General features: G+C 38.2%; 12 protein-coding genes and 1 pseudogene. 4 read left to right on the top strand and 9 right to left on the bottom strand.

Annotated features, from left to right (window positions below; genetic code table 11):
- Positions 1-94 precede the first annotated feature (94 nt).
- Complete coding sequence (gene hydA / locus B1B04_RS03515) at positions 95-1,498, bottom strand: dihydropyrimidinase (protein ID WP_079559951.1); 1,404 nt, start codon at positions 1,496-1,498, stop codon at positions 95-97.
- A 59-nt stretch (positions 1,499-1,557) separates the two neighbouring features.
- Positions 1,558-2,802, bottom strand: coding sequence for a Zn-dependent hydrolase (locus B1B04_RS03510; protein WP_079559950.1), 1,245 nt, complete (start codon positions 2,800-2,802; stop codon positions 1,558-1,560).
- Positions 2,803-2,940: 138 nt separating this feature from the next.
- Between B1B04_RS03510 and B1B04_RS03505 the strand changes: the two genes are divergently transcribed.
- Positions 2,941-4,110, top strand: a complete 1,170-nt coding sequence (locus B1B04_RS03505; RefSeq protein ID WP_079559949.1) for a PucR family transcriptional regulator — start codon at positions 2,941-2,943, stop codon at positions 4,108-4,110.
- An 823-nt stretch (positions 4,111-4,933) separates the two neighbouring features.
- Here the strand turns inward: B1B04_RS03505 and dinG are convergent.
- From dinG to B1B04_RS26340, 7 genes and pseudogenes are all read right to left on the bottom strand, one after another.
- Positions 4,934-7,705 carry an ATP-dependent DNA helicase DinG gene (dinG, locus tag B1B04_RS03495; protein ID WP_079559948.1) on the bottom strand — a complete coding sequence of 924 codons (2,772 nt, stop codon included), beginning with the start codon at positions 7,703-7,705 and terminating at the stop codon, positions 4,934-4,936.
- Between the two features lie 681 nt (positions 7,706-8,386).
- Positions 8,387-8,770, bottom strand: coding sequence for an aspartate 1-decarboxylase (gene panD, locus B1B04_RS03490; protein WP_079559947.1), 384 nt, complete (start codon positions 8,768-8,770; stop codon positions 8,387-8,389).
- Position 8,771: 1 nt separating this feature from the next.
- Complete coding sequence (gene panC, locus B1B04_RS03485; RefSeq protein WP_079559946.1) at positions 8,772-9,626, bottom strand: pantoate--beta-alanine ligase; 855 nt, start codon at positions 9,624-9,626, stop codon at positions 8,772-8,774.
- Entirely contained in the window at positions 9,626-10,462 is an 837-nt protein-coding gene (gene panB, locus B1B04_RS03480) for a 3-methyl-2-oxobutanoate hydroxymethyltransferase (RefSeq protein WP_079559945.1), read from the bottom strand. Before panB ends, panC begins: the two co-directional genes overlap by 1 nt.
- 377 nt (positions 10,463-10,839) lie before the next feature.
- A pseudogene (locus B1B04_RS26630) lies at positions 10,840-11,548 on the bottom strand (CPBP family intramembrane glutamic endopeptidase).
- Between the two features lie 53 nt (positions 11,549-11,601).
- Positions 11,602-11,973, bottom strand: a complete 372-nt coding sequence (locus B1B04_RS03470) for a hypothetical protein (RefSeq protein WP_079559944.1) — start codon at positions 11,971-11,973, stop codon at positions 11,602-11,604.
- A 170-nt stretch (positions 11,974-12,143) separates the two neighbouring features.
- Complete coding sequence (locus tag B1B04_RS26340; RefSeq protein WP_276207735.1) at positions 12,144-12,272, bottom strand: hypothetical protein; 129 nt, start codon at positions 12,270-12,272, stop codon at positions 12,144-12,146.
- Positions 12,273-12,440: 168 nt separating this feature from the next.
- Here B1B04_RS26340 and B1B04_RS03465 point away from each other — a divergent pair, with 168 nt between their 5' ends.
- From B1B04_RS03465 to B1B04_RS03455, 3 genes are read left to right on the top strand one after another with little or no spacing between them, the layout of a single operon-like run.
- Positions 12,441-12,761 (top strand): PadR family transcriptional regulator, encoded by a 321-nt coding sequence (locus B1B04_RS03465; RefSeq protein ID WP_079559943.1) that lies wholly within the window; start codon positions 12,441-12,443, stop codon positions 12,759-12,761.
- Positions 12,754-13,353 (top strand): DUF1700 domain-containing protein, encoded by a 600-nt coding sequence (locus tag B1B04_RS03460; RefSeq protein WP_079559942.1) that lies wholly within the window; start codon positions 12,754-12,756, stop codon positions 13,351-13,353. The genes B1B04_RS03465 and B1B04_RS03460 overlap by 8 nt, the downstream gene beginning before the upstream one ends.
- A complete protein-coding gene (locus B1B04_RS03455; protein ID WP_079559941.1) occupies positions 13,353-14,186 on the top strand; it encodes a DUF4097 family beta strand repeat-containing protein in 834 nt (277 codons plus the stop codon). The genes B1B04_RS03460 and B1B04_RS03455 overlap by 1 nt, the downstream gene beginning before the upstream one ends.
- The last annotated feature ends 52 nt before the right edge of the window (positions 14,187-14,238 follow it).

The raw sequence follows: 14,238 nt of genomic DNA, 5'->3' as shown, positions 1-14,238 counted from the left end.
CCCACCATCATTAAAAGAAGATAGTCTTCAGTAGCTAAATGAAGATATTACGAGACCGATTGCTCTGTTCTCCACCAAAGCAATCGGTCATAAGCTAAATATTAAGTGCTTCTGCAGCAGTTGTTTTTAATGGGCGTTTTATATATTGTCCACTACCTAGTACACCAACAAATTCTTTATTTTTAATGACATATTCCCCACGAACTAGTACACTTACTGGTTCACCTGTTACTTCCCATCCTTCATATGGGTTATAATCAACGTTCATATGATGGGTTTTAGCCGAAATTTCTCGTTTTACCTCTGGATCAAAAATAACGATATCGGCATCAGAACCGATTGCAATCGTTCCTTTTTGTGGGAATAAGCCAAATATTTTTGCTGCACTTGTGGAAATCATATCGACAAACTCATTGATAGAAATTTTTCCTTTTGCTACACCTTCTGAATATAAAATGCTGAAACGGTCTTCGATAAAAGGCCCACCGTTAGGAATTTTAGAAAAATCATTTAATCCTAACTGTTTTTTACCTTTGAAACTAAACGAGCATTGATCAGAGCCAATTGTTTGTAGTTGTTTTGCTTTTAGAGCATTCCATAAATGAGCCTGATGGTATTTCGGGCGAAGTGGTGGGGACCAAACATATTTTGCCCCTTCAAAACCAGGTTGTGCCAAAGCAGATTGATCCAAAGTTAAATATGGTGGACATGTTTCACCGTAGACGTTATAACCCTTTTCACGCGCAGCAATGATCTCATCTACTGCCTCCTTACAAGTTACATGTACTACATAAAGGGTAGCGTCAGCAATATGGGCTAACTCGATCGCACGTTTTGTCGCTTCACCTTCTAATTCAGCTGGGCGAGTGAGCGCATGATAAATCGGCTCCTTATGACCTGCACGTCGCGCCTCTTCCACAAGCTCATCAATAACAGAACCATTTTCACAGTGCACCATAACAACAGCACCGAGGTCCTTTGCTATTTTAAAAGCTTTAAAAAGGGTGCGATCGGTTGCTTGAAATTCTTTCGCATAAGCCATAAACACCTTTACAGAAGTAATGCCCTCCTGCTCTAAAATTTGCGGCAATTCAGCTTCTGTTTCAGGCGTTAAATCACCAATCATTAAGTGGAATCCATAGTCGATAGCTGATTTCCCCTTCGCCTTGCCATGCCACTTTTCAACTGCAGCTGAAAGTTTTTCTTCGCCAGCCGTTAAGCAGAAGTCCAAAATAGTAGTCGTTCCTCCAAAAGCCGCTGCAATGGTACCAGATTTCCAATCATCATCAGTCACAGTATTGTTAAATGGCATATCTAAATGAGTATGCGGATCAATCCCACCTGGCATCACGATTTTACCCGTAGCATCAATAATTTCTGCGCCCACTTCGGATAAATCTTTACCTATTTGAACAATTTTTCCGTTTTCAATTAAAATATCTGCCTCAAAAACATCTGCAGCTGTTGCTACTCGTCCACCTTTAATAATTTTTTTCATTCTGCCCCTCACCCTTCGTAAAATAATGGAGAACGCTCAATTAATTCATAAAACCTACCTTAATGTAACGTGTAGGTCTCCCCCATACTGAACTTTGTTTGCAGCGTCAACACTGTTTCAAGTAATACATCTGCACCTTTCGCACAATCCTCAAATGTTGTTTCCTCTTCTTCACAATGACTCTTACCATTAATACTAGGAACAAAAATCATTGCTGATGGAACAATACTTGCCATATATTGCGCATCATGTCCCGCTCCGCTAAACATTCGATGAGCAGTATAGCCGAAGCTCTGACAAGCCCTTGCCACTTCATTACAAATATGAGTATCAAAATAAACTGTATCTCTCCCCCAAAGCTTAAGCGGCTTAATATTACAGCCCATATCCTCTGTAGGAAGATGATCCAGTATATCTTCAACTTTTTGCATAATCTCTGGTTTTTGATGACGTGAATCAATCGTAAACGTCACTTTGTTCGGTATAACGGTATGGATATTGGGAGATACATTCATTCGGCCAAAGGTAAATACTAACTGTTCATCAATTTTTCCGAGCTCTTCATGTAAATGCGCAATGATTTTTGAAGTTACGATCATCGGATCTTGACGCATTGTCATCGGTGTCGTTCCAGCATGATTGGACTGCCCTGTAACCGTAATTTCATAGCAAACCATTCCTAATACACCTTCAACAACTCCTATTTCAAGTTGCTTCGCCTCCAGAACGGGTCCTTGCTCAATATGCAATTCGATATAAGCAAGAGCTTCCTTTAAACGATTTTCTTGATCTCCTTCATACCCACTTGCTTGCAGTGCTTCTTTGAAACTAGTGCCATACTTGTCGACAGATTGCAGCATTTTTTCTTTTTCAAATTTAGATGAAATGACACCAGAGCTCATCATTGCTGGATCAAAACGAGCACCTTCTTCATTCGTAAAATTAATAATCATTATAGGGATATCTAGTTCAATCTCGTTTTCCTTTAATGTCCTAATGGCTTCTATAGCCGTTAAAACGCCTAGTACACCATCAAATTTCCCACCCTTTTCAACGGAATCTAAATGTGACCCCATAACAATTGGAGGGACATCCTTTTTCCCAGGGAGAATAGCATAAATATTGCCCATATCATCGACTTTAATGTCCATTCCTAATTCATCACAACACTCACAAAAATAGTTTCTTGCTAATACATCCTCATTCGAAAGAGACAAACGAGTTACACCACCATTTTCGGTAGCTCCAAATTGACTAAATTGTTCAATTAACTCTTGCAATCGTCTACTATTACACTTATACATATGCAATTCCTCTCTTTCACAGTAGTTATTCACATTCTATAAAAGATAAAAATGTTGAGATATAGCTAGCAAACTAAAAAAATATGTGCATCTGCACATAATATATGGTAAGTTATGTTCATAATAAGGGGGGAAGAAATGGGGACAATTCGCAAAATTGTAGAGGGAGTTCAATTCCCAATGCTAACATTAGTAGCTGGACATAACGGAACGTATCGAAGAGTTACAGGGATTAACGTAGTAGAAAGCATCGATTTAATTATGTTTTGTAGACCTAATGAATTAGTCGTGACTACAGGTATTAATTTATCTTCTGATGGAGATTCCTTAGAGCAGCTTGTAAAACTAGCTTTCTCTAAAAAAGTAGCAGGTTTCATTATTAATACTGGTCCTTATATTCCAAATATACCAGATTCAGTCATCTCTTTTGCTAACGAACATGATTTCCCTATTTTTCTCATGCCATGGAATTATCGAATAGCCGATCTATTAAAAACAACATTTCAATTTATTGCCAATCACCATCAAGAGCTGTCTATCGAAGAAAAGGTTCTTTATAACTTACTTTTTCACTACAAACAAAACGCCAACTATATTAAGGATCAATTAACACTACTAGGATTTCCACAAAGTAGAGAACTAGCCATCATTTCATGTACAACAAATAATGTACAAGCTAACATTGACCGTTACGAGGTCATGATCCAATTTGCATTTCAAAATAGATATAAACGCTTCTTAAAACTAAAGCATAAAAATCACCTCATCTTTTTAATCGACAAAGCACAAATCAATACACCTAATACTCCCTTCTCAAAAATTGTTGAAGAAATTTACGATAAAATTACACAAAAAAATGGTTACTTAGATATTATTATTGGTAAAGGAAATTTTCATAAAGAGCTTGAAAATGTTCGCAAAAGCTATGATGAGTCATTAACAGTAATCCAATTAGCAAAGCTTCATAACAACCGCTTCCTATATAAATATAAAGAAATTGGTGCCTACAAAATTATTATGGCTGTGCAAAATCAAACATTGATCAAATCATATAGCCAAGATATTTTAGGTCAGCTTTATCACTATGATGAATTGCATAATACAGATTATGTACAATTTTCACGCATTTTTCTCGAGGAGAATGGTAGTACTCGTAGGATAAGTGAACGACTATTTATTCATCGCAACACAGTACTTTATAAACTAAAAAAAATAGAGACGCTTTTAGATATGGACCTAAGTAATCCATTTACAAAAACAAATCTCTATATCGCATTTTTGATTGAAGATATATTGGCACACCAATAAATCGTCACCATAAGAGTTCCAATGTGAGAGGTCTATCGCTTAATCCTTGGCAGAACTTTTATGAAATGTCCACTCTTTCTCGGTAATATATTTGACTTTTTTACGCTGAAATAGAATCCCAAACCTGTGTCTTAGTCTAAGCCACTTCATTGATTGAACATAGCCTATACTATATCAATTGAAGGGAGTTATAAAAATGGTAAATCCAATGCGTTTTAATGACGGACGCCGATTTTCTCCAGGTATGGGCCAATTCGGAAGACCCTTTTTCCCAGGGAGCCCATTCTTCCCAGGAAGACCGTTTTTCCCTGTTAGCCCATTTTTTCCAATAAGCCCGTTTTTTCCAATAAGCCCATTCTTCCCAGGAAGACCGTTTTTCCCCGGCTTTAGACCTGGTTTCCGTAGATGGTAGGAATCCTTTTTTGAACTACCGATTTATTAGACAACAATATAAAACAAAGTTATAGAACTAGGCTTTGTAAAAGCTCAAGAGAAGATGCAAAAGATTCTATAGCAATTATTAGTGGCAAGATTAATAACATTACTGATGAAGGTATGATGATTACGAAATGTCTAGTCCTTTCGGCAGACCAAAGAAGTTTTATAATAGCAACTAGCCCCCGCAATCGTCGAGGGCTTTTTTAGTGAGAAAATCTGATTCTCGGCTTGCAGACTATATAGCTCGGGATCTCTGTTTTCTACTTTATATTGGCTCGAGTCACCTGGATTTTTATTTTCTTCAAAATTCGCTCAGATAACCTTACTTTCGGGATAAAATCTACCAAAAAATCCCTTTTAGCAAAACTACTAAAAGGGATTTCAACTATTTCTGCCAATTATTAAGTTCCTTTAACAACTCCGGTAGCTGCAATTTCTTCACATCAATCGGTGGTAACGCCTTAACAAATTCCTTACCGTACGACTTTGTTGAAATACGGCGGTCCAAAACTATAAAGGCTCCTTTATCCTGTGATGAACGGATTAAACGACCAAAGCCCTGTTTAAACCGCATAATGGCTTCTGGTAATGAAAGCTCATTGAAAGAATTGCGACCTTGTGCTGTAATATGTTTTGCTCGCGCTTTAAATACAGGCTCTTCCGGTGAGGAGAACGGCAGGCGTACAACGATCACCGATGAAAGAGCGTCACCCGGAACGTCTACTCCCTCCCAGAAGCTGTTTGTACCAAAAAGAACGGCATGGCTAAACTTTTGAAATGATTTCAGAATTCGCATACGGCTACCACCCGTGACTCCTTGTGCAAAGAGCATATAGTCATCAAGGAGTTCACTATCTTGAATAAGCTCCACTGTTTTTCGAAGCATGTCCTGAGCGGTAAATAGGACAAAGCAACGTCCTTCAGTCATTCGCACGGTACGTGTAATTGCATGGGCGACCGCTTCAATATATTCGTCCTGAGTCACATGTTGAATTTCAGGCATATCAGTGACAATAAATGCCTTAGCACCTGCATAATAGGATGGTGGTGCTTGGAGCTTTATTACTTGCACACTATTAGAAATACCAAGTTGACTCGTTACAAAACGCTCATTACCTGGCACCGTTAAAGTGCCTGAAGTCCACACAATACTTGCCTGCTTACGAAGAGGCGTAAGTACTTTTTCAATGATAGGTGTGACATTAACAGGCTTTTTATAGACGTGTAAGCTCCCAGGAACGCTCCTTACATCAAATTCTAGCCATACTGAATTATCATCCTGTGACGATAGGAAAATTTCTTCCCATTCCGCGATTTTTACTTTTAATTCACGGATCCAATAATGCCACTCAGATAAAATAAAGAGCTCATTTTTATCTAATTGCTCAATATTATTTTCAAAGGCCTGCCCCACTTCTGTAGCAAGATCAAGCCATTGCTGTGTGAGCTTACTCACTTGTAGAAGCGGCTCTTTTGCTAGCGTTACATCCTCTAAAAACAAAGTGCATTTACTACTAGCTTGCTTCCCTTTTATTTGTTGCTGCATTTTTTGTACAGCCCGTTGCATAGTTTCATCGAATGTCCGTTGTAGACGTATAAATTGTGCATCTAGTCGCTGCAAGCTTTGCATAGAAACACGGTGTTTCTTCTTAGCGGCCTGACTAAATTGCTGGAACAAAGCAGTTTCCTCCATCGTTCCAATTTGGCCAAAAATGTACTTCCACTGCGTATAGGAGAAGACAACTTCATCCTGCTGCATAGCAGATTGTATAAATTGATGTGCTTCGTCAATGATCCATCCGTCAATTTGTGTAAATATTGGTGTTTGACGGACTAAATCACTGAGTACCATAGAATGATTCGTTACGATACAATCAGCAAATTCACTATTTTTTAACGCTTGCTCATAAAAATCAAAGCCCTTTGAAGGTTTTTCATCAGGCATTTTGCGGATTTTCTCTAAAAATAATTGTCCGCCCCCAGATACATTGAGCTCACTTAGCACACCTGTTTCTGTTTTAGTCAACCAGACAAGAATTTGCAAAATCGTAAATGTATCATCATAAGTTTCATCAGCATATGCCATACATTGCTCAAAGCGTGCAACGTCAATATAATGCTGCATGCCCTTAAGCACAGCGATATTGACTTTTGTGCCAAGGATTTTTTCAATCTTTGGTAGCTCTTCCTCAACAAGTTGCTCCTGCAAGTGTGACGTATATGTGCTAATCGCAATTTTTTTATCGACTGCTCGAGCATACAAAATCGCAGGAAGTAGATAGCCTGCTGTTTTACCAATACCTGTTGAGGCCTCTATAACGCATTCCCTTTTGTCATTGAGCGCTTGCCAAATCGTGTCCATCATCTCGAATTGCGCTGGTCGTTGCTCAAAATTCGACATGGCTTTTGTCATTAATGCTGTTTTGTCAGCTGCTGTTTGAGGATATGATACAACCTCCGCATGATTTGTATACTTTTTTCGCCCATCACAAATAGCCAAATTGCGGTAGTAGGAGACATTCTCATTAGCAGTTACATGCTGTCGTTTAATTTGAAGAGCCTCGAAGAAAAGCTGGGATAAATTTGACTTCAATCTGAATGAGCGTTTATGCATTTGTTCTAGGGTTAGCTGAGGGAGACTGAGTAACTCCTTCCAGCATCGTTTAAAGAGCTCCGCTGTTGCACGGGCATCGTCATCTGCTCGGTGTGCATTTGTAAGCTCTATATTTAAATCTGCCGCTAAATCACCTAGCTTAAAGCTGAGTGACATTGGGAACAAAATTTTGGCAAGCTCAACCGTGTCCATCTTTTTACCCTGCCATTTTGATAAACCCGCACGCTTGAACTCTGCTTGTAAAAAGGATAAGTCAAAATCCGCATTATGCGCGACGAATACACAATCGGCAAGCAGTTCATATATGTAGTCGGCATGTGCCTCAAACGGCAAGGCATCCTTTACATCCTCATCCGTAATATGCGTTAAATCCTGAATGAACGTTGGAATAGCTTTACCTGGATATATAAACTTCGTATACGTTTGTTCAATTTCCCAATCTTTCATAATAACAATTGCTATTTGAATCATTCGGTCCCCATTTGCCGGTGAATGACCAGTCGTCTCTAAATCAACAATTGCATACTTTTGACTTTCCATCATACATCTCAACTCACAGTTCACATTAGATAGATGAATTTTATCACATATTTGGCTCAGCGGCATCCCTCTGCCATTGTTGATTATCATCAAGAATCTCCAAATTAATACAATTGTAAAAATATGACCTATCACCATTATGTGTGGTTGATTTCCATTCCGGCTGAGCGCTTTATAGCTGCCGCTTCGCTTTCGCACAGAAAACATCCGCTTCGCTGCAGGGTCTCGGGCCAACAAATGTCTTTTGCGCGAAAGCGTGAGTGCAACGTAGCGACAGCAGCACAATGTTGGTCACGAAGGCGTTATCACAGGAAGTGATGCTTCTAGCCTTCGTTCCTCTATATCGCTAATCCCCGAGGAGTCGCCCAGCCGGAACGAAGATCAACTTCAAGGAATTTCGTCTTAAAAATTGTTATCCACAACTTTTGATGATGAGTTAAAAACATATCTTTAACGCAATTCTAGTTTGTAAAATTTTCAAATTCACTTTAATGCTCATATGATAAACCCTTTCTTTAACAATTTTTGGACATATTAAAAAGTGTACATCAACTAATTATACCTCGGCATAACTGCGTCCTAAGGCTTTAACTTAGTAATGTACACTTTCAAATTATGATGAATTCAATCACCTTATAAAAAAATTGTCTTTAAAGTTTCAAAGTAGTAGCAACTTTTATCACACTACATCACTGTTGCCTCTGGCTCATACGATATCATTTCTTTAATTGTATTACCCTCGCCCATAATAGCTACTGTTGGCTTATGATCTTTTGCCTCTTCGTTATCTACATACACGTAAGAAATAATAATTACAATATCTCCACGTTGTACTAGGCGTGCTGCTGCTCCGTTCACACAAATAACGCCTGATCCACGTTCCCCTGCAATAATATAAGTTTCAAAGCGTGCGCCATTATTGTTATTAACGATATGCACCTTTTCGTTTGGCAGCATTCCTACTGCATCTAAAATATCCTCATCAATCGTAATAGAACCAACATAGTTTAAATCTGCTTGTGTCACTGTAGCTCGGTGGATTTTACTGTTCATCATCATTCGTAACATTTTACAATCCTTCTTTCACATTAAAGATACAATTATCAATTAAACGAGTTTTACCAATATAGACGGCTGCCGCTAAAAGCACTTGCTCCGTTTCAGGAAATACGGGTGTTAAATCTGGATACGCTAACAGTTCAATATAGTCAATTTCGCCATGTGTACGTGCTGCAATGTGTGCCTTTGCTTTAGCAAGCGCACTCGCTGCATCACCATTTGCTATAAAGTTATTACGAGCAAGCTGTAGCGCTTCATTAATGGCGGGTGCCTCAAGACGTTCCGCTTCACTTAAATACACATTGCGAGAGGATTTCGCTAAACCGTCCTCCTCACGTACAATGGGTACTACTCGCATTTCCAAAGGGAAATTAAAATCGCGTACCATTGTCGCAATAATTGCCACCTGCTGGGCATCTTTTTGTCCGAAATAAGCCCGTGTCGGCTGTGCTAAGTGAAATAATTTTGCTACGACCTGTAAAACGCCATCAAAATGTCCTGGACGGCTCGCCCCACAAAGAATGGTTGCCTGTTCACCCGCATGAATACGAATACCGCCATCATGCGGATACATTTCTTCCACACTCGGTGCGAAAACAATATCAACACCGACAGACGCTGCTAAAGCAGTATCCCGTGGCAAATCACGCGGATAACTTTCAAAGTCTTCGTTTGGTCCAAATTGAGTTGGGTTGACAAATATACTCATCACGACTAAATCATTTTCGTCGCGAGCTGTTTTTGCTAGCGTTAAATGACCCTCATGTAAATAGCCCATTGTTGGAACGAGTCCAATTGTTTTCTGAGCTTGCTTAGCTGCTTGGATTTCTATAGTTAGCTCATGGATAGTAGTGACGACTTTCATTACTTTACGCCCCCGTATAACTGATCCAATGTTTCTTCTTTCATCGTAAAGAAATGCTTCGGTGCAGGGAATGTACCCGCCTTTACTGCTTCTACGTAACTAGCAATTCCACGGCTTGCTTCTTGGCCCATATTCGAAAACTGTTCCACAAATTTTGGTACATGATGTGAACCATAGCTTAACATGTCATGATAAACTAAAACTTGTCCATCAGCCTGTACACCAGCTCCAATGCCAATCGTTGGAATAATAAGATTAGCAGATACCATCTCTGTTAGCTGATGGGGGATACATTCTAAAACGACAGCACACGCTCCTGCCTCTTGACATTTTTTTGCATCTTCAATGAGCTTCGTTGCCTGTTCAGCTGTTTTACCTTGAACCTTGTATCCACCAAGCACGCCTGCTGATTGAGGTAGTAAACCTAAATGAGCAACCACTGGAATGCCAGCTGACGTTAATTTACGAATTGCTGGTAGTACATCGTCTGCTCCCTCTAACTTTAGTGCATCTGCTCCTGTTTGTTGCATCATAGTTACTGCCGTTTTCAACGTCTCGTGTATATCACCGTGATACGAACCAAATGGCATATCAACAACAACAAACGTATCCTTCGCCCCACGGCGCACTGCTTTTGCATGATGGACCATGTCTGCTACTGTTACTGGCATTGTAGAATCATAGCCTAGTACTACCATACCTAGTGAATCTCCCACTAGAATCATATCGACGTCTGCTTCTTCGGCAAATTTTGCAGCAGGATAATCATATGCAGTAAGCATAACGATTTTCTCACCTGCTGCCTTCATCTTTAAAAAATCTGAAGTTGTTTTCATCATGTAGTCCTCCTTTTTTAAGGAAAGAAAACAGAAAAACCCTTCTGTTCTTAAAATAGACAGAAGGGTAGTGTTTCGTTCGTTAGCAAAAATCACCTCTAATTCTTGAATAGAGGCCATAACTTAATAAAAGAATCGTAATCAAATCTCATTATGAGAATTGCCCATTCCATTGAATTAAGTTATCTTTTTGAACGTTTGTTTTCTTCCGTCCCTGTCATTAAAAGATCAAGGCAGATATTTATTGTAAATTGTTCTAACGTTTTGAAGGTGCCGTTCACAAAAGGATACTGCCCTTCGCACATACTATAACAGATTCCCCTAGTAATCTTCAAATATTATTTTCTAATAATTACGATTGAAAAATATATCTAACTTCAAACCATTCTTTTCTGAAAGGTTGATTTTCGATAAACTTCAAACATTGTAAATAGCAACAGAGCAAATAAAAATGTAAATAAACCAGACGTTACATTTGTAACTGGTACAAAAACATCCCAAAATGAATTGGTGAAAGCGTGGAAAATAATACAGAGAAAAATACTTTTAGTGGATAGGTAAATAATCGTTAATAAAAAGGATAACGCTAAAGTTATTAGAGAAAACCCTAGGAAGTTCATGTTCATTTGATTTGATCCAATGACAAACCATAATGGCAGATGCCAAACTGCCCAAATAACGCCCACAATAACTGTACTCGTGAAGGGAGACCATCTTTTTTGTAATGTAGGCTGTAAAAAACCACGCCAGCCAATTTCTTCTACCCTTCCTCCAATAATCATGATTGGCAATTCAATTAACGCCAGATACATTGGATTCTCCAAAGTTGCTCCGCCCCATAGCGTTGGTAAAAAAAGCCGCAAATGCCAATCCAATTACAAATATATAGCAAGATACAGGATGTTTAGGATTTTTTACATTATGGATAAATGATTTGAACTCTTCTTTAGTCGAATATTTCTTTTTCAACCAAATCTCACAAATTGCAGGAGTAATTCCGCCGAGAACAAACAATAGCATATATATTGCATTGCCAAACTTCAGCAAATTTAGCTGTGTTAATAAGGCTAAACTGCCCCAAATTATCCAAGACGTTGCAAAGGTATAAAATAGAAATCTTCATACCTCTAATCCCAACTTTAATCCTCTCCTTCTTTCGTACCCAATAGTAATAATACGGATTTGCAAAGTGTATTCATCAAACGAATCTCATCAAACTGCACGTGCTTATTTGAGAACACTCCGTAACATTTTTGCAAGACAACGTCTCTCACAATGCCATCAATCGATGTCATCATAAAAGTAGATAGATCCTCTATCGAAATTTCAGGCTCAAAGCACCCTGAAGAAATTCCCTCATGGATCGAATGAAAAATTTGTTGCATCAAATATTGTCCACTTTCATTCTCAATAATGTTTGATAAAATTTTCTTTTCCCTATCTGGATTGTTAGTAAATAAAATCGTAAGCTCAAATTGGATTTTACCAACTGTTGATACGTTTTCCTTCATGTACTCTCCAAGAAAATTAAATCATTTAATGATTGTTGTTGTGGGAGAATTACTCGTAACTGTAATTCCATCGATAGTATGTTTATAGTCTGCATTTGCATTTACTTGATTAATAACATCTATAAGTATTTCATCTAAGTCTGAATAATAACGATAAATCCCACCCTGACTTACTCCTGACGCTTAATAATATCCCTCATCGTAATGTCATAGAGAGGCTTAACTTTACATACTGCTGTGGCTGCCTCTAAAATGCCGTTTTTCTTTTCCTGTACATATTCATGGCTTACTTTTGGCATTATCTCTACCTCCAAACATTTTAAATGACACTACTATCATTTTTATTTTTCGCTTGAACTTTTTAATAAAATTTGACATTTCAATATGATATGTAATATACTTCCACCATACTATACGACGTATAATATAAAACCTTGTATAGGTATAACATTGTGAGGTGAGAAAAGATGACATTTCAGCTTGGCTCAGCTTTACTTGACGCTTGTGTACTTGCCATCGTCGATAAAGAGGATGCATACGGCTACTCGTTAACACAGCAGATACAATCTGTGATGGAAATATCAGAATCTACGCTGTACCCAGTATTACGTCGTTTACAAAAAGCAGATTGCTTAACAACCTACGATCAGCCCTACCAAGGGAGGAATAGACGCTATTACCAAATTACTGAACAAGGTCGGATACGATTACTGGAGCTATTAAAAGAATGGCAAAAGTATAAAGAGATGGTTGATTGTGTACTTATAGGAGGGAAATATGATGAATAGAGCTAGCTTTCTGAAAAAGCTACGGGGGAAATTACAACGTCTTCCAGCGCATGAAATTGATATTGCGCTTGCCTATTATGAGGAATATTTCGATGAAGCAGGAGAAGAGAACGAACAGAAGATCATTCAACAGCTAGGTTCTCCTTCTCATGTTGCATCACAAATAATGGCGGACTATGCATTAAAAGATTTAGAAACAACTTCAACTTCGACTAAGAAAAATATGTCTGCGATTTGGATTATCATTCTAGCAATATTATCAGCCCCACTTTCATTACCGTTACTTGCGGTTGCTATAGCACTTATTTTTTCATTTGGAGCAGTTGTATTCAGCGTTATCATTGCGATTATTGCAACTGTATTAAGTATCTTTTTTGGTGGAATCGTTGCACTTATTTCAGGCTTCTTCATTTTAACTCAGCACTGGCCGACAGCGATTCTCTTTATGGGGGTTGGCTTTATTGTAACTGGTCTCGGTATCCTGCTATTCCCAATTGTTGCTCGTGTGATCAAAACAATCGTTGTTGTTTGTGTCGAAGCATTAGGTAAAATATTCCACAAAATAACAAAGAAGCGGAAGGAGGGATACTAATGACGTCTCGACATACCCATATAGCCATTACTATGATTGCTTTCGGCATACTGTTAGCTCTCGTTGGTTATTTCTCTGGTGGAAAATGGAGTCTTGTGTTAACTGATGAAGGCATCCAATTGCCAGAGAACGATACACTATTAAACAATTCCTATAAACTAGATGATTTCACTAACATCAATGTTATCAATCACTATGGCGATGTTGAAATTGTTGCTAGTGATCGTTTTGCATTAGAAACAAATGTTATTAAAGATAATGATGTGACGTACAGTATAAAAGATCATACATTAACTGTTGAAACAAAGAGTAAGAAAAAGAATGGTTTACAAATCGGATTTTTTAGCTTCAGAAATCCTTCCATCAAAATCTATGTTCCTTCAGATGTAACATTGAAAACCGTCGTCCTTAATAGTAATTTCGGGGATACAACCATTCGCGGTCTAAACTACCTGGAGTTAACTCTAACTGAAGATTTCGGGGACATTATATTTAAAGACACTACCGGTGATAAAACAGAGATTACACAATCTTTTGGTGACATAAAGCTACAACAATTTTCAAGTAATGGCTTCGTTGTTGAAAGTGAACATGGTGATATTAACATAGATGGAACATTAAATGGTCAATCTACTATTACGTCTAACTTTGGAGATACTACGCTTCGCTTACAAAATAAAATAGGTGAGCTTGGCTATGAATTACAAACTGACTTCGGGGATCTTACAGTTGATAAGAAGGAACAAAACAGCAAAGTATCACAATCTTATAATGGTGATAACCAGTTAAAAGTAACTGTTTCTCATGGTGACTTACAGTTAACATTGAAATAAAATTGGCTACAAGATTCATCTATTTAAGGTCTTAGAGTGAGTCCCTCTTTTT

Origin of the sequence: Lysinibacillus sp. KCTC 33748 (assembly GCF_002237755.1) — a bacterium.
Taxonomy (GTDB): domain Bacteria; phylum Bacillota; class Bacilli; order Bacillales_A; family Planococcaceae; genus Lysinibacillus.
The sequence above is the reverse complement of the archived record's forward strand: the minus strand, read 5'-3'. Positions and strand labels throughout refer to the sequence as shown.

What these genes read in the sequence shown, in the direction of transcription:
- hydA (WP_079559951.1), bottom strand. Translation starts at nt 1,498, where the DNA reads ATGAAAAAAATTATTAAAGGTGGACGAGTAGCAACAGCTGCAGATGTT.
- B1B04_RS03510 (WP_079559950.1), bottom strand. Translation starts at nt 2,802, where the DNA reads ATGTATAAGTGTAATAGTAGACGATTGCAAGAGTTAATTGAACAATTT.
- B1B04_RS03505 (WP_079559949.1), top strand. Translation starts at nt 2,941, where the DNA reads ATGGGGACAATTCGCAAAATTGTAGAGGGAGTTCAATTCCCAATGCTA.
- dinG (WP_079559948.1), bottom strand. Translation starts at nt 7,705, where the DNA reads ATGATGGAAAGTCAAAAGTATGCAATTGTTGATTTAGAGACGACTGGT.
- panD (WP_079559947.1), bottom strand. Translation starts at nt 8,770, where the DNA reads ATGTTACGAATGATGATGAACAGTAAAATCCACCGAGCTACAGTGACA.
- panC (WP_079559946.1), bottom strand. Translation starts at nt 9,626, where the DNA reads ATGAAAGTCGTCACTACTATCCATGAGCTAACTATAGAAATCCAAGCA.
- panB (WP_079559945.1), bottom strand. Translation starts at nt 10,462, where the DNA reads ATGAAAACAACTTCAGATTTTTTAAAGATGAAGGCAGCAGGTGAGAAA.
- B1B04_RS03470 (WP_079559944.1), bottom strand. Translation starts at nt 11,973, where the DNA reads ATGAAGGAAAACGTATCAACAGTTGGTAAAATCCAATTTGAGCTTACG.
- B1B04_RS26340 (WP_276207735.1), bottom strand. Translation starts at nt 12,272, where the DNA reads ATGCCAAAAGTAAGCCATGAATATGTACAGGAAAAGAAAAACGGCATT.
- B1B04_RS03465 (WP_079559943.1), top strand. Translation starts at nt 12,441, where the DNA reads ATGACATTTCAGCTTGGCTCAGCTTTACTTGACGCTTGTGTACTTGCC.
- B1B04_RS03460 (WP_079559942.1), top strand. Translation starts at nt 12,754, where the DNA reads ATGAATAGAGCTAGCTTTCTGAAAAAGCTACGGGGGAAATTACAACGT.
- B1B04_RS03455 (WP_079559941.1), top strand. Translation starts at nt 13,353, where the DNA reads ATGACGTCTCGACATACCCATATAGCCATTACTATGATTGCTTTCGGC.